The 21491-nt window shown below is 71.5% G+C and carries 17 protein-coding genes; 1 reads left to right on the top strand and 16 read right to left on the bottom strand.

Translation table 11 applies throughout. The annotated features are described in order from the left end of the window. The first annotated feature begins 316 nt into the window (after positions 1-316). The gene (locus ACQEXA_RS16515) at positions 317-1027 is read left to right on the top strand and encodes a phosphatase PAP2 family protein (RefSeq protein WP_432939630.1); all 711 of its coding nucleotides are present in this window, start codon (positions 317-319) and stop codon (positions 1025-1027) included. Positions 1028-1049: 22 nt separating this feature from the next. Here ACQEXA_RS16515 and ACQEXA_RS16510 read toward each other — a convergent pair whose 3' ends face one another. Genes ACQEXA_RS16510 through asnB form a run of 16 tightly spaced genes read right to left on the bottom strand, consistent with a single transcriptional unit; the run spans position 1050 to position 21490 of the window. Continuing rightward, on the bottom strand, positions 1050-2405 hold the full coding sequence (locus ACQEXA_RS16510) for a glutamate-1-semialdehyde 2,1-aminomutase (RefSeq protein WP_433130454.1): 1356 nt from the start codon (positions 2403-2405) through the stop codon (positions 1050-1052). Beyond that, positions 2392-2943, bottom strand: a complete 552-nt coding sequence (gene rfbC, locus ACQEXA_RS16505) for a dTDP-4-dehydrorhamnose 3,5-epimerase (RefSeq protein WP_432933812.1) — start codon at positions 2941-2943, stop codon at positions 2392-2394. The genes ACQEXA_RS16510 and rfbC overlap by 14 nt, the downstream gene beginning before the upstream one ends. After that, positions 2940-4151, bottom strand: coding sequence for a polysaccharide pyruvyl transferase family protein (locus tag ACQEXA_RS16500; protein WP_432933814.1), 1212 nt, complete (start codon positions 4149-4151; stop codon positions 2940-2942). The genes rfbC and ACQEXA_RS16500 overlap by 4 nt, the downstream gene beginning before the upstream one ends. Beyond that, positions 4148-5095, bottom strand: coding sequence for a glycosyltransferase family 2 protein (locus tag ACQEXA_RS16495; RefSeq protein ID WP_432933816.1), 948 nt, complete (start codon positions 5093-5095; stop codon positions 4148-4150). The genes ACQEXA_RS16500 and ACQEXA_RS16495 overlap by 4 nt, the downstream gene beginning before the upstream one ends. Next, complete coding sequence (locus ACQEXA_RS16490) at positions 5092-6399, bottom strand: hypothetical protein (protein WP_432933818.1); 1308 nt, start codon at positions 6397-6399, stop codon at positions 5092-5094. Before ACQEXA_RS16490 ends, ACQEXA_RS16495 begins: the two co-directional genes overlap by 4 nt. Then, positions 6396-7679, bottom strand: a complete 1284-nt coding sequence (locus ACQEXA_RS16485; protein ID WP_433130451.1) for a DUF4910 domain-containing protein — start codon at positions 7677-7679, stop codon at positions 6396-6398. Before ACQEXA_RS16485 ends, ACQEXA_RS16490 begins: the two co-directional genes overlap by 4 nt. Then, complete coding sequence (locus ACQEXA_RS16480; RefSeq protein WP_433130449.1) at positions 7667-8692, bottom strand: NAD-dependent epimerase/dehydratase family protein; 1026 nt, start codon at positions 8690-8692, stop codon at positions 7667-7669. The genes ACQEXA_RS16485 and ACQEXA_RS16480 overlap by 13 nt, the downstream gene beginning before the upstream one ends. Positions 8693-8695: 3 nt before the next feature. After that, positions 8696-9343, bottom strand: a complete 648-nt coding sequence (locus ACQEXA_RS16475) for a PIG-L deacetylase family protein (RefSeq protein WP_432923033.1) — start codon at positions 9341-9343, stop codon at positions 8696-8698. Further along, positions 9340-10143: a glucose-1-phosphate cytidylyltransferase gene (locus tag ACQEXA_RS16470; RefSeq protein WP_432923036.1), complete on the bottom strand. Its 804-nt coding sequence runs from the start codon at positions 10141-10143 to the stop codon at positions 9340-9342. Before ACQEXA_RS16470 ends, ACQEXA_RS16475 begins: the two co-directional genes overlap by 4 nt. After that, positions 10140-11375: a class I SAM-dependent methyltransferase gene (locus ACQEXA_RS16465; RefSeq protein WP_433130447.1), complete on the bottom strand. Its 1236-nt coding sequence runs from the start codon at positions 11373-11375 to the stop codon at positions 10140-10142. The genes ACQEXA_RS16470 and ACQEXA_RS16465 overlap by 4 nt, the downstream gene beginning before the upstream one ends. Continuing rightward, positions 11372-12616: a glycosyltransferase gene (locus tag ACQEXA_RS16460; RefSeq protein WP_432933824.1), complete on the bottom strand. Its 1245-nt coding sequence runs from the start codon at positions 12614-12616 to the stop codon at positions 11372-11374. Before ACQEXA_RS16460 ends, ACQEXA_RS16465 begins: the two co-directional genes overlap by 4 nt. Positions 12617-12618: 2 nt before the next feature. Then, positions 12619-13851, bottom strand: coding sequence for an O-antigen ligase family protein (locus ACQEXA_RS16455; protein ID WP_433130445.1), 1233 nt, complete (start codon positions 13849-13851; stop codon positions 12619-12621). A gap of 1 nt (position 13852) precedes the next feature. Continuing rightward, positions 13853-15397, bottom strand: a complete 1545-nt coding sequence (locus ACQEXA_RS16450; RefSeq protein WP_432933828.1) for a right-handed parallel beta-helix repeat-containing protein — start codon at positions 15395-15397, stop codon at positions 13853-13855. 8 nt (positions 15398-15405) lie between these two features. Next, entirely contained in the window at positions 15406-17349 is a 1944-nt protein-coding gene (locus ACQEXA_RS16445) for an alginate lyase family protein (RefSeq protein WP_432933830.1), read from the bottom strand. Further along, entirely contained in the window at positions 17346-19526 is a 2181-nt protein-coding gene (locus tag ACQEXA_RS16440; protein ID WP_433130443.1) for a bi-domain-containing oxidoreductase, read from the bottom strand. Before ACQEXA_RS16440 ends, ACQEXA_RS16445 begins: the two co-directional genes overlap by 4 nt. Before the next feature lie 29 nt (positions 19527-19555). After that, positions 19556-21490 (bottom strand): asparagine synthase (glutamine-hydrolyzing), encoded by a 1935-nt coding sequence (gene asnB / locus ACQEXA_RS16435; RefSeq protein WP_433130441.1) that lies wholly within the window; start codon positions 21488-21490, stop codon positions 19556-19558. Position 21491 lies beyond the last annotated feature (1 nt).

The raw sequence follows: 21491 nt of genomic DNA, 5'->3' as shown, positions 1-21491 counted from the left end.
AGAGGGACGGGTGCGCGAGCGCGGGCGAGCCCAGCAACCGAAATTGGCGGAGTGTTGACCCGCGGACGTTCCGACGGCGGTGTGCCGCGACCGTATTGTTGGTTAGGGTCCGGAATAGGGACTTTTCGAATGCTCTTGGCAGGGTGATGGACAGTCTGGGAGGTTCGGGGTTCACGGGCTGATGGCTCCCGCGCGGGCCAAGTCAGACACGACAGGGGGCTCGTTGGTGAGGAGTTGGCACCTGCAGAAGCCGAAGACCCATGTCGGCGGGCGGCAGCGGGCAGTTCTCGGGGGCGATCCGGAACACCCTCTACCGATCACGGCACAGCACCACAGGCCGACCGGACGCGGTGGGCGGTCGGCGCCCGCGGTGCTGCCCCCGTCGCTGCGCGGGTGGCTCGGGCCGATCGCGGCTCTCGCCGCGCTGGTGGTCGTCGTGCTCGGGGTCCTGTATGCGGACGACAGCAAGCCCGGCATGGTGGACGGGCGGATCTTGGCGGCGGTGGACGGGGTGGGGCCGCCGTGGTGGTACGTCGCTCAGACCCTGGACTTCTTGGGGGAGCCCGTGGGATCGGTGATGCTGGTCGTGGCCACCGTGTCGGGCTGTCTGCTGCTTCGGCGTCCTCGCGCCGCGGTGCTCACCGTTGCCGGCGTCGGCCTGGCCGTGGGGACGACGACGCTGCTCAAGTCCCTGGTGGGACGCACCATCCACGACGGGCACCTGTCCTACCCGAGCGGGCACACCGCCTTTCTCACCGCGCTCGCCCTCGTGGTGGCGCTGCTCGTGACCGGCCGGCTCGGCCTCGGCAGGACGGCCGGCATGTCACTCGTGCTTGCCTCGGCGCTGGTTGCCGGTGCCGCCATGGGCTGGGCGGAGGTCGTCCTGGGCGCGCACTACCCGACCGACGCCCTCGGCGGTTTGTGTACCGCGCTGGCGGTGATACCGGCGACCGCGTGGCTGGTCGACCGGACGGCTGACTTGCTGGTCGACCGGACGGCCGAGGCCGGTCGGCCGGAGCGTCGCTGACGTCACGTCACGTCACGTCATGTCACGCCAAGCGGCGGAATACGGGCTTGACCGGTCGTCCGGCCAGCCAGGGGGTGGGGTCGGCGGCGTCCAGTGCCTTCCGGTACACCGCGCACGCCTGGGCCACCACCTCGACGGTGTGATCGATGTCGGCGTCGTCGAGCGCGCTGCTCACCACGAACGACGGGGCCAGCACCCCGCCCGCGAGGAGCCGGCGCAGGAACAGGGTGCGGTACTGCTGCGACGGCTGCCCGTTCTCGTCGAGGGTGGCGAAGACCAGGTTGCTGGCCCGGCCCCGGACGACGAGGTGGTCGCCGACGCCCGTGCTGGCCGCGGCGTCGCGGACACCGGCGGCCAACCGCTCGCCGAGGGCGTGCAGTCGTGCGGTGACGCCCTCTTCGACGTAGGTGGTGAGCACGGCCATCGCGGCGGCCAGGGAGTGCGTTTCCGCACCGTGGGTGGTGGACAGCAGGAACACCCGGTCGCCGGAGTGACGTAGTCCGCCCCGTTCCATCAGATCGCGGCGTCCGGCCAGCGCGGAGACGGCGAATCCGTTGCCCAGCGCCTTGCCGAAGGTGGAAAGGTCGGGGACGACGCCGTACAGGCCCTGGGCGCCCGCCTCGGACCAGCGGAAGCCGGTGATCATCTCATCGAAGATCAGTACGCAGCCGTGCCGGTCGGCCAGCTCGCGCAGGCCGGCGAGGTAGCCGGGCGGGGGCTCGGTGTGCGAGGCGGGTTCGAGGATCAGGCAGGCGACCTCGTCCTGGTACCGGGTGAGCAGCTCCTCCGTGGCGGCCAGGTCCCCGTAAGGGAAGGACACGGTGAGCTCGTTGGTCGCCGCCGGAATGCCGGCGGACATCGGCGTGGTGCCGATGAACCAGTCGTCGACGGAGAAGAACGGGTGGTCGGCGCAGATCGCCACCCGCGGGCGCCCGGTGGCGGCGCGGGCGAGGCGCACCGCGGCGGTGGTGGCGTCGGAGCCGTTCTTCGCGAACTTCACCATCTCGGCGGTCGGCACCGTGGCCAGGAAGCGTTCGGCGGCTTCGACCTCCACGATGGACGGCCGCACGAAGTTGCTGCCGCGGTCGAGTTCCCGCCGCACCGCCTCGATCACGCGTGGGTGGGCGTGGCCGAGGCTGACCGACCGCAGGCCGGACCCGTACTCGATGTAGCGGTTGCCGTCGATGTCCCACACGTGGGCACCCTTGCCGTGGCTGATGACCGGGGCCAGGTTGTCGGGGTACTGGTCGTCGCCCTTGGCGTAGGTGTGCGCGCCCCCGGGGATCATGGCGTGCAGCCGCTCGTTCGCCCTCCGCGACCGGGGCAGGAAGAGCTCTCCGGTGTCTTCGGTGTCCACGCCAACCTCAACTCTCTTCATGCTTCAGGACCTCGGCGAGGCTCGGCGCCTCCCGGTCCCGTTGGGACATCGATGTGACCGGCAGCGGCCAGGGAATGGCGAGCTCCGGGTCGTCGAAGGCGATCGTCACGTCCTCGGCCGGGTCGTGCGGGCGGTCGATCCGGTACGAGACGTCGGCCGTTTCGGTCAGAGCCTGGAAGCCGTGCGCGCACCCCGCCGGGATGTACACGGTCACCTGCGCCTCGCCGGACAGCTCGAAGAAGACCCAGTTCCGGTAGGTCGGCGACTCCGGGCGCAGGTCCACGACGACGTCGTAGATCCTCCCGTACGAGCACCGCACCAGCTTGGCCTCGCCGGCGCCGGAGCGCAGGTGCAGGCCGCGCAGCACGCCCAGGACCGAACGGGACACGCTGTCCTGAACGAAGGCGTCCGGGTCGAGGCCCACCGAGCGGACCACGTCGGCGTCGAAGGTGCGGCAGAAGAAGCCGCGCTCGTCGGCATGCGGCGTCGGCTCGAACAGGTATGCGCCGGCGATCGCCGGGACTTCGGTCGCTTTCATGGAGACTCCCGCGGGGCGTGGGCGTTTGCCGGGAACAGAGTCGTGGTCAAGGCCGTGAACTGCTGGGCGAGTTGCTGTGCGGCGACCCGGTTTCGCTCGGTGAGGGTCTGCCGCAGCTCCGCCGATCGCTTCTCCAGGTCCCGGAACTGTTCGAGGAGCCGGTCCGCGTCGACCTCGCGAGCCGGGTGGCAGTACGCGCCGAGGCCCATCCGGTCCATGAGCGCGTCGCTCTTCGCCGCGTAGCAGAGGGCAAGCACGGGCGTTCCGGTCTTCAGCGCGCAGATCAGGTTGTGGTAGCGGACGGCCACCACGGTGTCGGCGGCCGCCATCTCGTTCATCAGGTCGGCCAGTGAGGCCGGTTCGGCGGCGGTGACCAGCGGTGAGTCGACCGCGTCGAGGATCGCGGCGACCACCGACTCGTCGCATGTGTCGCCGGTGAGCAGCCGGACCGGCCTGCCCTCCTCGACCAGCGTGCGGACGAACTTGATCGTCCCGTCGAGGTAGCGCCGGTGGATCTCCTCGGCCCGGGCGCGGTCGTCGTTGCCGCCGTGGAAGTCCATGACTCCGAGGCAGACGGGACCCGGCGTCCCGGTGGGCGCGCTCACTTGTGGTGTCGGCAGGGAGAACGCGAGGTCGGGGTAGACCTCGTCGCGCGCGGTGTCCACGCCCATCGCGCGCATCGCGTCGCGGGACTGGGCGTCCCGGTACGACCGGTATGCGGCCAGCCGTGCCGACCAGCGCACCAGGGCCCGGGTCGGGCGGTTGCCGATCGCTGCGGCGCCGACGCTGACCAGCGCGACCCGGGTGCCCAGCAGCCGTCCGCTCGCGCAGAGCAGGAACAGCGAGTACGGGAAGCCCCACGGCCGCAGCGGCAGCGTGGCCTCCAGGACGCCCATGCCGGGCACGATCACCACGTCGTGCCGGCGCACCCAGGCGGCGGTGCGGACGACGTCGACGAGTTTGCCCAGACCCTTCGACGCGATCGCGCCCGCACGGGACGCGGTCCGGTACTCCGCGCGGTTCCAGTGCAGCCGCGTCGCGGGGATCCCGAACTTGGCCGTCACCGCCTCGGGTCCGCCGCACAGCGCGTCCACGACCGCGTCCGGATGCTCGGCGCGGAGGTATCCGAGCACGGCTTCCAGCGATCCGTCGTTGCCGAGGTTGCCGGAGCCGAGCAGGCCGAACACCCCAATGCGGACAGCGGTCACGGCTGCCTCCCCTCACGTCCGGCGACAAGGGCGTCGACGGAGACGGTCAGCTTGGCCGGATCGACCGGGGCGCGGTCCTCGACCCGCTCGCCGGCGCCCGGCCGGACCCGGCTGGTCATCCATGCGGCCAGGTGGCGGTAGCAGGCGCGCCGGTCGGCCGGGGACAGCGGCGCCCGGCGGATCGCCGAGGCGAAGCCCCAGACGTACTCGGCGAGCAGCCGGGGCGTCGGGTGCAGCGGACCTGCCCGGCGCGGGTCCAGGTTGACGCACCGGGAGCGCTTGGAGGGGTTCGCCCGCTCGGCGCGGGTGGGGTGGTCGCGGCGGAAGTACAGGAGTTCCGGAACCTGGTGGAAGCGGCCGTGCAGGGCGATCTCGGCGACGAACGTGCGGTCCGCGTGGTGGTAACTGTCCATCGGCTTCACCCGGCGCAGCGCGTCGGCCCGGATCACCCCGTAGAAGTCGTCGCCGCCGGGCTCGAACAGCATGCTGCGGAAGCGCTCCGGCGGGCGCGGCGAGTCGGTGGCGAGCGTGTACTCGTAGGGGACCTTCACCTGGCCGTCGCCGTCGATGACCGCCTGGCCGGTGTGCGCGAGGATCACGTCCGGCCGCTCGTCCAGCGCCTGGATGCAGCGCCGCAGCAGATCGCGGGCGTAGAGGTCGTCGTGCGAGGCCCACTTGAACAGTTCGCCGCGGGACTCGGCGAACACCCGGTTGTGGTTCGGCGCGGCGCCGATGTTCCGGGGCAGCCGGAGGTAGCGGATGCGCGAGTCCTGCGCGGCGTACTTGCGGCAGATGTCCTGGGTCCCGTCGGCGGAGGCGTTGTCGGAGATGACCAGTTCGAAGTCCTCGTAGGTTTGGCCGAGCAGGGCGTCGAGCGACTCGGCCAGGTACTCCTCGCCGTTGTAGACGGGCAGGCCGATGGTCAGCCTGGGTTGGGCGGTCATGAGGTCCTCACTTCGGGGATGGGGTGGTCTTGGCGCTCGCGCAGGGCGGACCGCAGTTGCAGCCACCACACGGCTGAGCCGCTGACGGTCGCGGCGGCGACGCCCCAGGCCGAGCCGACCGTGCCGGCGAGGGCCGCCCCCCCGAGCCCGCCGCCGACGTAGCAGGCGGAGGCGAACAGTTGGGAGCGCAGGCTGCGCCGGGCCGCGCCGAGCGCGCGCAGCCCGGCCGCCGCGCCGGTGCCTAGGCCGGCGCCCGCGACGCCGAGGGTGACCATCACGATGAGCTGCGCGGCGGAGTGCCAGACGTCGCCGAGCAGGAGTTCGCCGAGCCGGTCCGGCATCAGCAGCAGCGCGCCGCCCCAGAGCAGCGCGCCGGCGGCCTGCCCGCCGCCCAGCAGGAGGCAGAATCTGCCCAGTTGCTGCGGGGCCTGCCGCAGCACCCGTGCCGCCTCCGGGACGGTGACCAGCGACAGCCCCATCAGCACGGCGAGGAACGGGCCGAGCAGCAGCTCGGCGCCCCGGACCGCGCCCACCGCGCCGAGGCCGACGATCGCGCCGAGCCCGTACGCCCGCAGCTGGCTGGCGCCGCTGAGGCAGGTGTTCTCGACCAGGTACCGGTAGCCGAGATCACGCTGCTCGCGAAGCCAACCGCGCGCCTGTGCCGTCCGGGGCCGGATGCCGGACTGGAGGCAGCCGTAGCCCGCCGCCACCGCGGCGGACGCGCCCCAGGCGAGCACGAAGGCGGCCACGCTGCCCACGTGGGCAGCCACGACCAGGGCCGGGATGAGCGCGACGCCCCACACGACGTCGTTGACGAACGCCTTGCGCCCGGTGCCGGCGGCGAAGAACGAGAACCGCCAGGCGTCCTGCAGCAGCAGCCCCGGCAGCACGACGCCGAGGCAGACGAACGCGGGCCCCACGCGGCCACCGAGGGCCGGCCCGATCACCAGACACGCCGCGCCGATGGCCGTACCCACGCCGAGCGCGGTACCCGTCGACCGGGCCACCGCCCCGCGCCAGGACGCCTCCGGCACACCGCTGAAGCGCACCACGAGCGGATCGGTGGCCAGCCCGCGGGAGACGTTGAGCACCACGCCGTAGGTCACCCAGGCCAGGCTGAACACGCCGAACGCGGTTACCCCCAGCGAGCGGGCCACGTAGATGCCCACCGCGAAGTTGCTGATGCTGGAGGCCGCCTGGTCGGCCAGTCCCCAGGACATCCGGCCGACCAGGGCCCGCTTGGCGGATCTGGCCGGTGGCGCCGTTGTCTGCGCGTTCTCCCCCTCGACGGGCATCGGCGTCATGTCTTGATCAGCCCGGCCTCGTGCAGGGCGTCGGCCGCGTCGGCGACGGTGTCGAACGGGAGCCCGGACCGGTCGGCGACGTCGAGCAGGCTGTGCTCGCCGTCGGAGAGGCTGAGCACCCAGAGCATGGCCATCTGGGCCTGCTTGGTGTCGCTGCGGCCGCCGAGCGCGTCGTACAACCCGCGTCGGCCCAGCTGTGGTTCGCCGTACGGGCTGAGGTTGACGTACTGACGGTTGCGGTCGAGGACGGCGAACGCCTCGCGGCAGACGGCGAGGGTGTCCGCCATCGCCTCCGGGGAGACGAAGTCCAGGTTGTCCGCCGAGGTGTGGTACTCGGGGTAGCCGGCGTACGGGGTCCGGGTGAGCGAGCCCACGCCGAGATTGAACCCGGGCGAGCAGAACTGCCGCTCGTCGTAGCCGTACGGGGTGAACTCGACTGTCTGGTGCGGGCGTTCGGAAGCGGTCAGCACGTGCCGCATGACGCGGTCGATCTCGGCGTCGCCGCGTCTGCTCTGCTTGTACGTCAGCCGGCCCGGGTCGCCGGCGCAGGCCAGCACGAGGCCGTGCTTGACCCGGTCCACCCGTTCCGCGTTGCGGGCCAGCCAGGTGATCGCCCCGATGGTGCCGGGCGCGAACAGGAACCGGTAGGTGTAGTACGTCGGCTGCTCGACAAGGGCCCGGGCCAGGAACGTCGCCACCGCGATGCCGGCCAGGTTGTCGTTGGCCAGCGACGGGTGGCAGACGTGGCAGGAGACGATCACCTCGTCGGCGACCTGCCCGGGGACCACGTACTCGGCGTAGGTGAGGTGCCCGTCGGCGAGTGTGGAGTCGACGCACACCTCGTACTCGCCGTCCGGCAGCGCGTCCAAGGTCTCCTGGGCCAGGCAGAACCCCCATTCCGGCTTGTAGTAGCTGGTGCGGTACGGCACCCAGGCCGGGTGCTCCGGCAGGGTGTGCAGGTGCGCGCGAAGCTCGGCCAGCGGCATGGTCGCCGACACCGGCACGCTGTAGCCGAGCACGTGCAGGCTGGACGCGGCGAAGTCGACGACCCGCTTGCCGGCGGTGTCGGCGATGTACGCGTCCCGGATGTTCCACTCCTTGGGCACCGTCCAGTCGAGCACCTGAGTCCCGGTCGGCACCTCGTGCACCTGGAGCGGAACGTACTCGCCGACGATCTCCAGGGTGGCGCGCACACCGTCGCCGGTGATGCTCCGGCACAGCGGGTACAACCGTTCCACCAGCGCGTACATCTCTTCGCCGGCCGTGGTCATCGGCGCCACCGCAGGGTGTCGTCGACCGTGCCGGCGTCGGACGCCGCGCGCAGCACGGCCAGCCGGGTGAAGCGTCGCTCGAAGTCCTCCCGGGTCAGCCCGTGCTGACGGTAGGCGTCGGCGAGTTCGAGCGCGCCCTGCTTCACCGTCCACTCGCAGTCGAAGCCGGGCACCGCGGTCCGGAACCGGGAGAAGTCCACCCGGTAGGACCGCGGATCGGCACCGTTCTCCCCGGTGATCACCACCCGCGAGCCGGATACCGCCTCGGCGACCTGCTCGGCGATCTCGGCGACCGTGACGTTGTTGATCTCGCTGCCGATGTTGAACGCCCGGTCGTGCACCGCCTCCCGCGGCGCCACCAGCGCGGCCGCGAAGGCCCGTGCGATGTCGGCGGCGTGCACCAGCGGGCGCCAGGGGGTGCCGTCGGAGAGCACCAGCACCTCGCCGGACAGGAGCGCGTGGCCCACCAGGTTGTTCAGCACGATGTCGGCGCGCAGCCGGGGTGAGTAGCCGAAGGCGGTGGCGTTGCGCATGTACACCGGGCTGAAGTCGCCGTCGGACAGCGCGTGCAGGTCGTCCTCCACCCGTACCTTGGACTCCGCGTACGGCGTCACCGGCCGCAGCGGGGCGTCCTCGGCCACCAGGTCGTCGCCGCCGGCGGCGCCGTAGACCGAGCAGGTCGAGGCGTACAGGAAGCGCCGTACTCCGGCGTCGCGGGCCAGCCGGGCCAGCCGCACGGACGCGTGGTGGTTGATGTCGTAGGTGAGGTCCGGCGCCAGTGCTCCCAGCGGGTCGTTGGACAGGGCGGCCAGGTGGATCACGGCGTCGACCCCGGCCACGTGTTCGGCCGTGACGTCGCGCAGGTCCACCCGCCGCCCCGGCGGATCGGCGGGCGCCGGGCCCAGCACGCAGTCGGCGAACAGGCCGGCGTCCAGCCCGACGACCTCGTGCCCGGCGGCCGCGAGGACCGGGGCCATGACGGTGCCCAGATAGCCCTGGTGCCCGGTCAGCAGTACGCGCAAGGTTCATTCCCCCAGGTCGAGAGTGAGTTTGGTGACGGCGAACGCCTCGGCGTAGCGCGCGTGGCATTCGATACCGCGGATCCGCGCCAGCCCGAGGAAGGCCTCGCGGTCGTACCAGGGCCGGCGCCGCTGCGAGGGGTAGTGCTCCTGCAGCAGCCGCACCTTCCGCTCGGCGATCTCCGGCGACAGCGGCTGATACGCCGCCATACGGCCGAGATCGCCGTCCCACTTGACGATCTCGTAGCCGAGCACCAAGTGGTCGCGGAACGCGGTGGTCATCAACTTCGCCAGACCGCGGTGGTCCTGGTGCGCGTCATCGGTGCGCGGGGCCAGGATCAGATCCGGGTCGGTCTGTCCACGCAGTTCCTCCACGGCGGCCTTGGCCTCGTCCCAGTGCACGGGCATGCGGCCGTCCGGCAGTTTGAGCACGGTCAGTCGCAGGTCGGCGCCCGGGCAGAAGGCGGCGAGCGCGGCCTGCTCCTCCTGCTCCCGCTCGCTGCCGCCGCCGGAGAGCACCAGCACGTCGACGCGGACACCCGGCCGCGCCAGGCACAGCGTCAGCAGCGTGCCGCCGGCGCCGATGGCGATGTCGTCGCAGTGCGCACCCACCGCGACGATCCGGTCCAGGCGCCCGGCCCCGAGCCGGATCACGCGGTCCTCACCGCCGCGTTCGCGCCGGCTTGTTCCCACACGGCCCAGGGACGCTCGCCCCGGGTGTAGGCGGCGTCGAGCGCGGCCCGCTCCTTCACGGTGTCGGTCGGCTTCCAGAAGCCACGGTGCTGGTACGCGATCAGCCGCCCGCGCTTGGCCAGTTGGGCGCAGCCGTCAGCGACCAGGTCCCCGTTCTCCGGGATGTGGTCGAAGACCTCCTGGCGGAGCACGAAGTAGCCGCCGTTCTCCCACAGCGGCAGTTCACTCACCGCGGTGATGCCCCCCACCAGGCCGTCCTCGCCCAACTCCACACAGTGGAACGAGGACTGCGGCGGCACCACCATCATCGACGCACCCGCGTCGCGCCGGGCGAACCGGTCGATCATCTCCGGCAGCGGGGCATCGGTGAGGACGTCGGCGTAGTTGGCAAGGAACATCTCGTCGCCGTCCAGGTGGCGGCGCACCCGGCGCAGCCGCTCCCCGATCGGCGACTCGATGCCGGTCTGCACAAACGTGATCGTCCAGTCCGAGATGTCGGTGGACAGCAGCTCGGTGCGCCCGCTGCGCAGCACGAAGTCGTTGGACGTCGTCTCCTCGTAGTTGAGGAAGAAGTCCTTGATGTGGTGGGCCCCGTACCCCAGACACAGGATGAACTCCGTGTGCCCGAAGTGCGCGTAGTAGCGCATGACATGCCAGATCAGCGGACGGGGGCCGACCATCGCCATCGGCTTGGGCACGTCGTCGGAAGCTCCGTTGCGCATCCGCATCCCGTAACCACCGCAGAACAGAACGACCTTCATCGCTTGACCTCGACAATGCTCAGTTCCGGGATGGGAAAGACCAGACGACCGCCCCAGTCGTGCACGAAGGACAGCTGCTCGACCAATTCGGCCCGCAGGTTCCACGGCAGGACGAGCACGTAGTCCGGTCTGTCGGCGGCGATCTGCTCGGGCGGCAGGATCGGGATGCGGGTGCCCGGAGTGAACCTGCCGTGCTTGTAGGGGTTGCGGTCGACCGTGTATGTGAGCAGGTCGGGCCGGATGCCGCAGTGGTTGAGCAGGGTGTTGCCCTTGCCCGGGGCGCCGTAGCCGACGACCGTCTCGCCGCGCTCGGCCGCCTCGATGAGGAACTTGAGGAGGTCCCGGCGTACCTTGGCCACCCGCTCGGAGAACTCGGTGTACCCGGACAGCTCCTGCAGCCCGGCGGCCTTCTCCCGGTCCAGCACGTCGGCCACCCGCCGGGTCGGCTCGCCGGCCACCTCGGCCGGCCGGGCCCACAGCCGGATGGAGCCGCCGTGCGTGGGCAGCAGCTCGACGTCCACCAGCGCGAGTCCGCCGCTCGCCAGCGCCCGGATCGCGGACGCGACCGTGTAGTACTGGAAGTGCTCGTGGTAGATCGTGTCGTACTGGTTCTCCTCGATCAGGGTCAGTAGGTGCTGCACCTCGATGGAGACCCAGCCGTCGTCGGCGACCAGGGCGCGCAGCCCCTGGGTGAACCCGACCACGTCGGGGATGTGCGCGTACACGTTGTTGGCCACGACCAGGTCGGCCGGGCCGTGCTCGGCGCGGACGCCGGCGCCGGTGGCCGGGTCCAGGAACTCCGTGAGCGTGGGCACACCCGCCTCGCGTGCCGCGGCGCCGACGTTCACCGAGGGCTCGATGCCAAGGCAGCGGATCCCGCGGTCCACCACGTGCCGCAGCAGGTACCCGTCGTTGCTCGCGACCTCGACCACGAAGGCGTCGGTGCCGAGACCCAGCCGCTCCACGGCGTCGGTGACGAATGTGCGCGCGTGCTCCACCCAGGAGGTCGAGTAGGAGGAGAAGTACGCGTACTGCGTGAACGTCTCCTCCGGCGTGATCAGCGGCGGGATCTGCGCCAGCCAGCAGCCGGTGCACACCCGCAGGTGCAGCGGGTACGCCGGCTCCGGCTCATCCAGTTGGTCCGCGGCAAGAAAGCTCTCGCACGGCGGCGTCGCCCCAAGATCGACGACGCTCGCCATCGCTTCCGAGCCGCAGAGTCGGCATCGTGTCATCTGCTGTTCCCATCCCCCCTGCTCGCGCGGGTGTCCCCGGCGCGAGTCTGTGCTGACCGACCCGCGATCGCGGTGCGGTACTCCTCCACCAGGCGCTCCAGCCCGACGGCCGGGCTGAAGCCCTGCTCATAACGGAGCCGGGCCGCCCGGCCCATCTCCCGGTTGCGGTCCGGGTCGGCCGTGATCCGGCGTATGCAGGACGCGAGCGAGGCGGGCTCTCCCGGCCGGTGCAGCAGCCCGGTCACCCCGTCCTCGACGAGCTCGACGAAGGCGCCGTGGCCGGCGGCGACGGCCGGGACCCCGGCCGCCATCGCCTCCACGACCACCAGGCCGAACGCCTCCAGCCACGTCGAGGGAGCCACCACGGCAACCGACCTCGCGATGACCTTGCGGCACTCCGCCGTATCCAGCAGGCCGGCGTAGCGCACGTCGTCCCGGCCCGCCGCCCAGGCGGTCACCTCCGCCTCCAGCGGCCCCGTGCCGGCGATCACGAGCGGCACGCCCACCCCGCCGCTCGCCGCGATCTCGTCCCACGCGGCCATGAGCAGCCGCACGCCCTTGGCTTCCGCGAGCCGGCCGAGATAGAGCAGATGCTCTCCCCCGCCTACTCGGCACGTGCCCGGGTCGGGCACGAAGTTGTGCTTCACCGCCAGCCGCTCGGCCGGCATGCCGGCCCGCACCAGGACGTCGCGCTGCGCCGCGGAGATGCAGAAGAACCGCTCCACACCGGACCACCACCGCCGCCGGTTGACCGACAGGCTGACCGCGAGCGGCACCGTCGCGAGGCGGGAGCCGCGGTAGCAGCCGTGCCGGACGGCGGGCAGCGGCGCCGCCGACCCGACGCACTCGGTGCACGGCCGGCCGTCCCGCTGCAGCGTGCCGGGCGGGCAGACCTGGGTGTAGTTGTGCAGCGTGGCCACGGCGGGCACACCGGCGTCGGCGCACGCGGCCAGCACCGCGGGCGACAGCAGCGGGAAGACGTTGTGGACGTGCACCACGTCCGGCCGCTCGGTGCGAAGCCGGGCGGCGAGCTCCGTGCGGACCGCCGGGTTCCACGGCACCCGCAGGGGCACCGCGACCTTGGCGAGGAGGGACATGGCGGCGATGTCGTCGCTGCGCCGCTCGAACATCTCGACCCGGTGGCCGGCCGCGCGCAGCAGCTCCACCTCCTGGTCGACGACCCTGTTCTCCCCGCTCGGCTGCGCCGAGGCGTAGCGGTTGTGCACCACGAGGATGTGCATGCTCAGGTCGCCTCCACTTTCCGGGCCCAGCGCGGGGTGTGCTGGCGGGGAACGTCGGGCATCGCGAGGGGTGCGGCCTGGGCAGGTGCCGCCAGCAGCGAGGCGGCCAGGGCCAGATGCAGCAGATACGGCGAGGCGTCGCCGAGGCCGGCCTCGGTGTACGACGCGATCGCGCAGTAGCTGATCAAGAAGATCGCGCAGGCCCTCGACAGCGACGGTGGCCGCAGCAGCGCGACGCCGCCCAACACGATGATGATCGCCGCGACGAGGGTGACGCCGATCAGACCCTGCTCGTTGTAGACGGCCAGCCAGCTGTTGTCGATCGGCAGCCCGCCAAACGACTTGTCGCCCAGGCCCACGCCGAAGAACTTCTCCCCAGTCGTCCGGGGGGCGGCCAGCAGGGCGTCCCAGACCTTGGCCCGGCCGGTGAGGCTGGAGAAGTTCTCCTTGCTCTGTCCGCGCAGGAACCACGTCTGCAGGGCGGAGGCGAACCCCACCGCGGCCACCACGCCGCACAGCACCGCCCAGGTGAAGAACCGGCGGGCGGCCGCACTGGTCAGGATGAGCGAACCGATCGCCAACGCCAGCCCGATGAACAGGCCGAGTGTGGCCGTCCGGGTATGGGTGAGCGCGAGCAGCACGAACGACGGCACGATGACCACCGCGGCGCTGGTCCCGTTGGTCCGGCGGCCCAGGACGAGCAGCACGGTGAGTCCGATGATCACCGCGGCGTACTGTCCGATCTGCGGCGGGGTGAGCGGCCACAACGCGCCGACCAGCCGCCCGCCGTAGAGATCGGGCATGGCCGCGCCCGGTGAGACGACCAGGCCGGCGGCCACCGTCCCGAGCACCGCGAAGTACATCCGGATGTGGTGCCGGACGAACGTCAGACCGCCGTCCCACCAGCGGCTGAGCAGCCACAGCGTGCCGACGAAGAGAGCCAGCCGGAAGCAGCGGAACAGCGCGCCGAACCCGGACTCCAGGTGCACGCTGGAGATCACGCTCGACACCAGCAGCAGGGTGAGCAGGAACACGTACGCACTGGGTCGGATGCGCAGCCGGAGATTGACGGTGAGCGCCAGCGCGAACGCGGCGACCAGCGCGCCCATGGTGACCATCTGGATGAGGGAGCGGGGCAGCGGGACGATGGTCTTCGCCCCGGCGGAGCCCAGCGTGTTGAGGACCAGCAGCCCCCAGACAGTGCCGACGATCTTCGGTGTGTGACCCCCGCTCATCTCAACCACCGTCCCGTGCGCGGAGGGTGCTGCCCGCGTCCTGCCGGTACGGCGTGGCCTGCCACTGCGCGAAGTCGAGCACCTGGCTCGGGTCGTGGGCGACGAACTTCCACGGTCCGACGTAGACGTTGTCGTGCCAGCGGTTGTCCTGCTTCTGGGTGATCGCGTCGGCGACCTTCTCGCCCTTGTACGGCGACCAGTCCGGATAGGTGCCGTAGTTGGACAGCACCGCCATGCGGTCGCACTTCGCCGTGCAGTTGACGACGGACTTGTCCAGCACGAAGCGGTTGTCGTGGATGTCCACCCGCTGGGTCTTCCACCGGCAGTCGGCGTAGAGCGGTGCGGTGGCAATCGCCGGCTTCGCGCAGCTGGCGGTCTTCTTCACCAGCAGCGTGCAGTCACCGGACGAGGTGTTGGCCGGGCTGTTGCAGAACCGGTCGGCGTTCTCCCACAGGGTGATCCCGGACCAGTTGTCCTCCAGCACGTTCCGGTAGATCTCGATCTTGTTAGTGCGGGCCTTGATCCGTGGTTCGCCGCCGGACTCGGACAGGTAGATGGTCGCGAACGGGAAGCTGTCGCCGCTGTCGGCCGCCTTGCGGCCCTCGACCCAGTTGTTCCGCCGGATCGTGTTGTTCCGGATGACCGCGTTGTAGCTGATCTCGTAGATCAGCGCCGCACCGTCGTTGGCCTCCAGCACGTTGTCCTCGATGAGGAAGTCGTTGTTGTTGGTGTCCGCCCACAACCCCGTTCCCCGGTTGTCGTGCACCCAGTTGCCGCGTATGTCGGCGCCGTTGACTGCCCAGAACTTGACGCCTCCGGTGCAGCCGCAGCCCGGCTTGCGCCGCTCCCAGTCGCCGGTGTTGTTGCCCGTGATCTCGTTGCCCTCGACCACCAGGCCGGTGATGGTGCCGGTGGCCTTGTACGCGTTCATGCCGTATTGGCCGTTGTCGCGCAGGCAGTTGGCGCGGACCTGCTGGCGGTCACCGGCCATCAGCCCGGCACCGGAGTTGTTCTGGATCGTCGCGTCCTCGATCACCCACCCGTCGGCCGAGTCATGGTTGACCACGCCCTCGTCCGACGGTGCCACGAAATGTTGCACGGTCAGGTAGCGGATGGTGACGTCGGGGGCGGTGCCGCTGAACGCGTACTGGTTGGTCTTCCGGCCGTCGAGCACCGCGCCTGGCGCGCCGAGGTAGACGTCCCCCTCCTTGGGGATGACCTGGGCGTAGCGGTCCGATTCGAGCCTGTGCGTGCCCGGTCGAAGCCAGAACGTGGTGTGCGGGGGGCTGTTCTTGGTCTTCGCGGCCAGGTCACCGGCCACCGCGGGGTCGACCGTCACCGCGCCTGCCGGCGCCTTCGCCGGCCCGGCCACGGGGTTGGCGCACACCCGGGCCAGGGCCGTGGGCCGAGCTCCGGACGTGGTCGGCACGGCGGTGGCGGTCGGGTTCGCGCGGGCGTCCGACGTGCTCTCGCAGCCGGTCGCCGTCACCAGGGCCAGCGCCAGCGCCGCCGCCACCAACGCCCAGTGCCACCTCTTGATCTCCACGCGCCCTCCTAGCCGCGGAACCTGAGCACGGTGGTGAACCCCTCCGTGCCATCGGCGGAGCCGGTGCCGACCAGCGTGGTGGTGGGTTCCTTGCGCCCGAAGCCGGCGGAGTACCAGCCCAGCGGCGGGCCGGTCTCGCCGCGGTGCGCCCGCCAGGACAGCTGCCCGGGCAGGTCGAGCGCCGCGGAGCGGTCCTCGCCGTCCCGGGTCCAGGTGAGCTGTGCCCGGTTCCCCACCAAGTCCGCGGCGATCGCCGGGCCGAGGTGGAACGCCAAGTGCACGGCCCGGCGCGGGCCGCGCACCTCGTCCACGACCCGCAGCTCCTGGCTCTCGGCGGTCAGCTCCACCCGGCGGCGGTGCACGGAATCCTGGTACCCGTCGTGCTCGGCACTCCAGTGAGCCACCCCGTCGCCGGACGCGTCCGCGGCCAGGACGCGGCTGCGGGCGTGCCGGGTCCACAGGAACGGGCCGCCGGAGACGGACTGGTCGGTGCCGTCCAGTTGCAGGGTGTTGTGGCCGAGGGTCGACCGGAAGTACTGCCGCCACTGGGGCTGTCCGTGGTAGCAGAACGTCCCCGGGTCGGCGAGGACGTCGACCCCGTCGTGCCGGACCTCCACGGACAGCGCGTCCGCGTGGGCATGCGCGGCGATGGACAGGAAGCCGTGCGGCCCGCCGTCGCAGCGGCACCAGATCTCTCCCGGACCGCGCAGGATGGTCATGCCCGCGTCGGCGAAATGGGCCGGCCGGCCTGCCGGGCGGGACACGGCCGGTGCAGTGGGCCGGATGAGCGCGGCCAGCAGCGGGGTGCGCACATCGGTGCCGGTCACCGCCGGCCACCAGGCGAGCCGGCCGAACACGGCGTCCCCGGTGGCCAGCAGCGAGGCCCAGCGGTCGGTGCCCGCGCCGTCCACGACCAGACCGTGTCCGTCGTCCGCGTCCCCCTGGCGCGGCGGCCGCAGCCGGCTGTCCACGACGGCCGCGAGCGCGTCGGTCATCCGCAGCAGCACCAGCCGGATCGACGCGGGGACCGGCACGCCGGCGGCATCCGCCTCGGCGACCGCGGCCAGGCCGAGCTCCAGCACCAGTCCGTGATATTCGGTGGCCAGCTCGCGGTTGAGGCCGGAGGCGAAGGTGTTGGCGCGCAGGTGCCGATCCAGCGACCGCAGCGCGTCGGCGCGCCAGCGCGCCGAGGAGGGGAACCAGGCGAACGCGCAGGCCGCGGCGAACTGCCCGGCGGCCTCGGCGATGACGTGGTTGTTCGCCGAGGACCCCCGGCTGGGGAAGGCGGCCAGCCAGCGCTGGTGGTGCCAGATCTGGTTCAGTGCCACCGGGTTGCCCTCGAACAGCCCGGCCGCGCCCGGCCAGCCCTCGAGCAGCCGGCGGATCCACACCCAGGACAGCAGCCGGATACCCAGCTCGATGCCGCTGGTCCAATGGACGCCGCGCAGCGGCGTGTTGACCGCCCACCACGAGCGCAGGTGCTCGGCCACCCGCTCGGCGTACCGCTCCTTGCCAGTGATCGCGTAGGCGGCGGCGAGCTGGGTGAGGTACTGGTGCCGGGACAGCTCCCAGATCTGCTTGATGTCCCCGACCGCGTCCTCGTTGCGGTACGGCACGTCGAAGGCGTAGCCCGAGGGAGCCCGGCGCCCGGTCTTCGGGTCGTACCACCAGTCCGGGTCGGTCAGGTCGTCGCGGTCCACCCCGAAGTACTCGGCGTGCCCGGCCATCAGCCGGTCCGCCTCGGCGATGAGGCGTTTCGCGGCGTCCGGTGGCACCGCGTCGATCGTCCCTGCGGGCAGTACCGCGGTGAACCGGGCGCCGGTCACGCTGGGGCAGTCCGGTCGCGCCGACCGCCACCGCCGCCTGCGCACCGCGTCGCCCGCCCGGCCGCCGACCTCCTGCGGTCCCATCCGGGACAGCCGGCGCAGGTACCAGCCCGCGCTCATGGTCATCGCGCCCTCGCCAACGTCACCGGCACGCCGCCGGCCAGGCCGGCCTGCACGGCGAGGGTGGCCGCCGTGGTGGCGACCAGCGACTGGAGCGGCACCGGCATCGGACCGCCGGTCCGCACGGCCTTGATGAACGCGGCCAGTTCGGCGTTCTGGCCCTTGTCCCGGGCCTTGGGCAGCCGCGAACTGACCCACTTCTTGCGGCCGTAGACCGAGGCACGGACGAAGTCGTCGAGCCGCAGCACCTTGCCGTCCGCGACCAGGTCCAGCGTCTCCTTGGGGAAGCCGGGCGCACCGGTGGTGACGTAGCTGATGGTGGCCGTGGACTCGTCCGGGTAGCGCAGCACGATCTGCAGATCCTCGTTGCCGGACGTGGCGGTCGCGTACACCGAGACCGGGTCGGCCTCCAGCAGCCAGCTCGCCGTGTCGATGAAGTGCCCGCCCTCGCCGGCGAACCGCGAGCCCTCGGTGCCCTGCCGGAGGTACCAGCTGCCGTGCGTGAGGCGGCCCGCATTGACCAGGTAGCGCAGGCTCGCCGGACCGGTCCGGACGCCGAACCGCTTCCTGGCCTCCTGCAGCAGCGGCGCGAACCGGCGGTTGAAGCCCACCTGCAGCCGGTCGTTGCCGGACTCCTCCACCGCCGCGAGCACGCCGGCCAGCTCGTCCTCGGTGAGCGCCAACGGCTTCTCCACGAACACCGTCTTGCCGGCCAGCAGCGCCCTTCGGGTCAGTTCGGCGTGCGAGCTGTGCCGGGTGACCACGAACACCGCGTCGATGGACTTGTCGCCGAGCACGGCGTCGAGATCAGTGGTCGCCTCCGCGAAGCCGAACTTCCGCTGCGCGTTGGCCGCGGACAGCGCCGTCGTGGTGACCACGGTCGACAACTCGACGCCCTCGCGCCGTGCCAGGTGCGGCAGCAGCATCGACGTCGCGTAGTTCCCCGCGCCCACGAACGCCAGCCGCACCGGCGCCTTGGCAGACCTGGCCGGGCTCCGCTGCACGTTCACCGCGGGCACGGCCACCGCCAGGGCCGCCAACTCGGCTTTTCCGGCCTCCTGTTCGGGGTAGCGGAACAGCACGGCCACGGCCTTCAGGTCGCCCTCCTTCAGGCGCTGGTACGTCTCGACGGCGTCGTCGAAGTCGGCGATGTGGGAGACCAAGGGCTCCACGTCGACGCTGCCGCGGGCGAGGAGGTCGAGGAAGCACGCCAGGTTGCGGCGCTCGGTCCAGCGCACGTAGCCGATCGGGTAGTCCCGCCCCTCCAGCTCGTACTCCGGGTCATAGCGCCCGGGTCCGTAGGAGCGGGAGAAGCGGACGTCGAGTTCCTTCTCGTAGTACGCGTTCCACGGCAGGTCCAGGCGGCACTTGCCGATGTCGACGACCCGACCGCGGTCCCGGCAGAGCCGGGCGGCCAGCTCGACGGGCTGGTTGCTGCCGCCGCCGGCCGCCAGATACACCTGGTCCACGCCGTGCCCGCCGGTGAGTTCGGCGACGGCTGCTTCCACGGCCGCGGACGCGGGATCGCCGCAGGCCGCCGCGCCCAGGCGCTCGGCGAGCTCGCAGCGCGCCGGGTCGGGGTCGGCCCCGACGACGCGGACTCCCGAGGCGGCCAGCAACTGCACCACCAGCTGCCCGATCAGCCCGAGGCCGATGACCAGCGCCACTTCGCCGAGCCGTGACTCGCCCTGGCGGACGCCCTGCATGGCGATCGAGCCGACGGTGCCGAAGGCCGCGTGCCGCGGCGCGAGGCCGTCCGGCACCCGGGCGTAGAGGTTCTTCGGCACCCAGTTCAGCTCGGCGTGCAACGCATGCTCGTTGCCCGCGCAGGCCACGAGGTCGCCGACCTTCACATCGTCGATCCCGGGGCCGACCTGCTCGACCACCCCGCACAGCGAGTAGCCCAGCGGCGTGTAGGAGTCCAGCTTGCCCATCACCTTGCGGTAGGTGGCGGGCACCCCGTTGGCGGCCACGCTCTGCACGACCTTCGCCACCTGGTCCGGCCGGGAGCGCGCCTTGCCCAGCATCGACATGCCGGCCTCGGACACCTTCATGAGCTCGGTCCCCGTGGAAATCAGCGAGTAGGCGCTGCGGACCAGCACACCGCCCGGCTTGCACCCCGGCACCGGCACGTCGAGCAGCGCCAGCTCGCCGCTCTTGTAGTTCTGCACAACCTGCTTCACTCGAAGTCCCCTTGTTTCTACGCCGTCTTCTACGCCGCCGAGCGAGCGTTCTGGCCGGACCTGGAGGTCGCGTCGCGGTACCAGTACTCGAGGGTCAGCACATGCCACAGATGCTTGGAGAAGTCCCGCTGCCCGGCGGCGTCCTCGGCGACCATGCGCGCCAGGGCGTCGCGGCGCAGGAACCCTGAACCGACGAGCACGCCGTCGTTGACCACCTCGCGCACCAGCGGTGCCAGATCCCGGCTCATCCAGGCCCGCAGCGGGGCGCTGAACAGGCCCTTGGGCCGGTACACGATCTCCCGGGGCAGAACCGAGGCGGCCGCCTCCTTGAGCACGGCCTTGCCCTGCCGTCCGACGATCTTGCGGTCACCGGGCACGGCGAACGCCGCCCTGACCACCTCCACGTCCACATACGGCACCCGCACCTCGGTCGACGCGGCCATGCTCGAGCGGTCCGTGTAGGCGAGGTTCAGGCCCGGCAGGAACATCCGGGCGTCGGTGAGGCACATGCGGTTGACGAAGTCGTCGAGGTCGTTGTCCTGGTAGACGTCCGCATGCTCGGTCAGCACGTCCTCGACCGCCGGGGCCAGGTCCGGATCGATCAGGGCGAGCAACTCGTCCTGGTCGTACATGGTGTAGCTGCGCCGGAACGCGGTCTCCTCCGGCAGATCGGCGAAGGAGAGGAACCGCTTCGCGAAGCGCACCGACCGCAGTCCCCGGCGGGACGTGGCGACCGGCAGCCGGTCCACGGCCCCCGACACCCCGCGCCGCAGGGGCCGCGGGACGCGCTGGTAGCGCAGCGCGATCAGATTGGCCAGGTGCTTGCGGTAACCGGCGAACAGCTCGTCCGCACCCATCCCCGAGAGCATCACCTTCACCCCGGCCTCCCGGGCGGCCGAGCAGATCAAAAACGTGTTGATCGCCGCGGGATCGCCGATCGGCTCGTCCAGGTGGTACGTCATCCGCGGCAGCAGGTCGAGCACATTCGGAGCGATCTCGATCTCATGCAGGTCGACACCGAACCGCTCGGCCACCTGCCGGGCATAGCGCAGGTCGTCCGGCATCGCCTCGAACCTGGCGTCCTCGGCCCGGAACCCGATCGTGTACGCGGAGATCCCCGGCCGGTGGCGGGCCGCCAGCGCGGTCAGGTAACTGGAGTCCAGCCCGCCGGAGAGAAAGGTCGCCACGGGTACGTCCGAGAGCAGGTGACGCCGCGTCGACTCCTCGACGACGGCAGCGACATCCGGCCGCTCGCCGGCCCGGGCCCGCTCCCGGCCCTCGGCAGCGACGTCCCTCAGGTTCCAGAACCGGCCGCGCTCCACCCGGCCGTCCGGCCGGCACCTCAGCCAGCTCCCCGGCGGCAGCTTCTCCGCCTCACGCAACGCGCACCGCGAGTCCGGCACCCAGTAGTACAGCAGCGAAGCCACCAGCGCCGCATGGTCCACCTCCAGCGACCCACCGGTCACCGCGGCGAGCGCCTTGAGCTCCGAGGCGAACACCAGACCCTCACCGCGCCGGAGCAGGAACAGCGGCTTGATGCCCAACTGGTCGCGGACCAACACCAGCTCACCGGTTCGCTCGTCGAAGATCCCGAACGCGAACATGCCACGCAGCCGGGGCAGGCAGTCCGTGCCCCAGCGCCGCCAGGCCTCCAGCAGCACCTCCGTGTCGGAGGTACCGCGAAAGCGCACCCCGGCGGCCTCCAACTCGGCACGCAGCTCGGGCGCGTTGTACAGCTCGCCGTTGTACGTCAGCACGAGGCCGTCCAAGACCATCGGCTGGGCGCCGGTCTCGGACAGATCGATGATGGCCAGCCGGCGGTGCCCGAGATGCACTTCGCCGCCGCCAGCGGGGTGGCTGTACCGGCCTGCCCCGTCCGGACCCCGATGGGCGAGGATCTCGGTGAGCCGGTCCGTCACGACCTTCCCATCCGGCCACCGGTAAGCGCCTGCGATGCCACACATG

It is taken from the genome of Streptomyces sp. CA-106110 (genome assembly GCF_050936285.1).
GTDB lineage: Bacteria > Actinomycetota > Actinomycetes > Streptomycetales > Streptomycetaceae > Streptomyces.
The sequence above is the reverse complement of the archived record's forward strand: the minus strand, read 5'-3'. Positions and strand labels throughout refer to the sequence as shown.

Excerpts from the sequence above, each read along its gene's own strand:
- ACQEXA_RS16490 (WP_432933818.1), bottom strand. The coding sequence starts at position 6,399 with ATGACGCCGATGCCCGTCGAGGGGGAGAACGCGCAGACAACGGCGCCA.
- ACQEXA_RS16495 (WP_432933816.1), bottom strand. The coding sequence starts at position 5,095 with ATGACCGCCCAACCCAGGCTGACCATCGGCCTGCCCGTCTACAACGGC.
- ACQEXA_RS16455 (WP_433130445.1), bottom strand. The coding sequence starts at position 13,851 with ATGAGCGGGGGTCACACACCGAAGATCGTCGGCACTGTCTGGGGGCTG.
- asnB (WP_433130441.1), bottom strand. The coding sequence starts at position 21,490 with ATGTGTGGCATCGCAGGCGCTTACCGGTGGCCGGATGGGAAGGTCGTG.
- ACQEXA_RS16465 (WP_433130447.1), bottom strand. The coding sequence starts at position 11,375 with ATGACACGATGCCGACTCTGCGGCTCGGAAGCGATGGCGAGCGTCGTC.
- ACQEXA_RS16460 (WP_432933824.1), bottom strand. The coding sequence starts at position 12,616 with ATGCACATCCTCGTGGTGCACAACCGCTACGCCTCGGCGCAGCCGAGC.
- ACQEXA_RS16445 (WP_432933830.1), bottom strand. The coding sequence starts at position 17,349 with ATGACCATGAGCGCGGGCTGGTACCTGCGCCGGCTGTCCCGGATGGGA.
- rfbC (WP_432933812.1), bottom strand. The coding sequence starts at position 2,943 with ATGAAAGCGACCGAAGTCCCGGCGATCGCCGGCGCATACCTGTTCGAG.
- ACQEXA_RS16510 (WP_433130454.1), bottom strand. The coding sequence starts at position 2,405 with ATGAAGAGAGTTGAGGTTGGCGTGGACACCGAAGACACCGGAGAGCTC.
- ACQEXA_RS16470 (WP_432923036.1), bottom strand. The coding sequence starts at position 10,143 with ATGAAGGTCGTTCTGTTCTGCGGTGGTTACGGGATGCGGATGCGCAAC.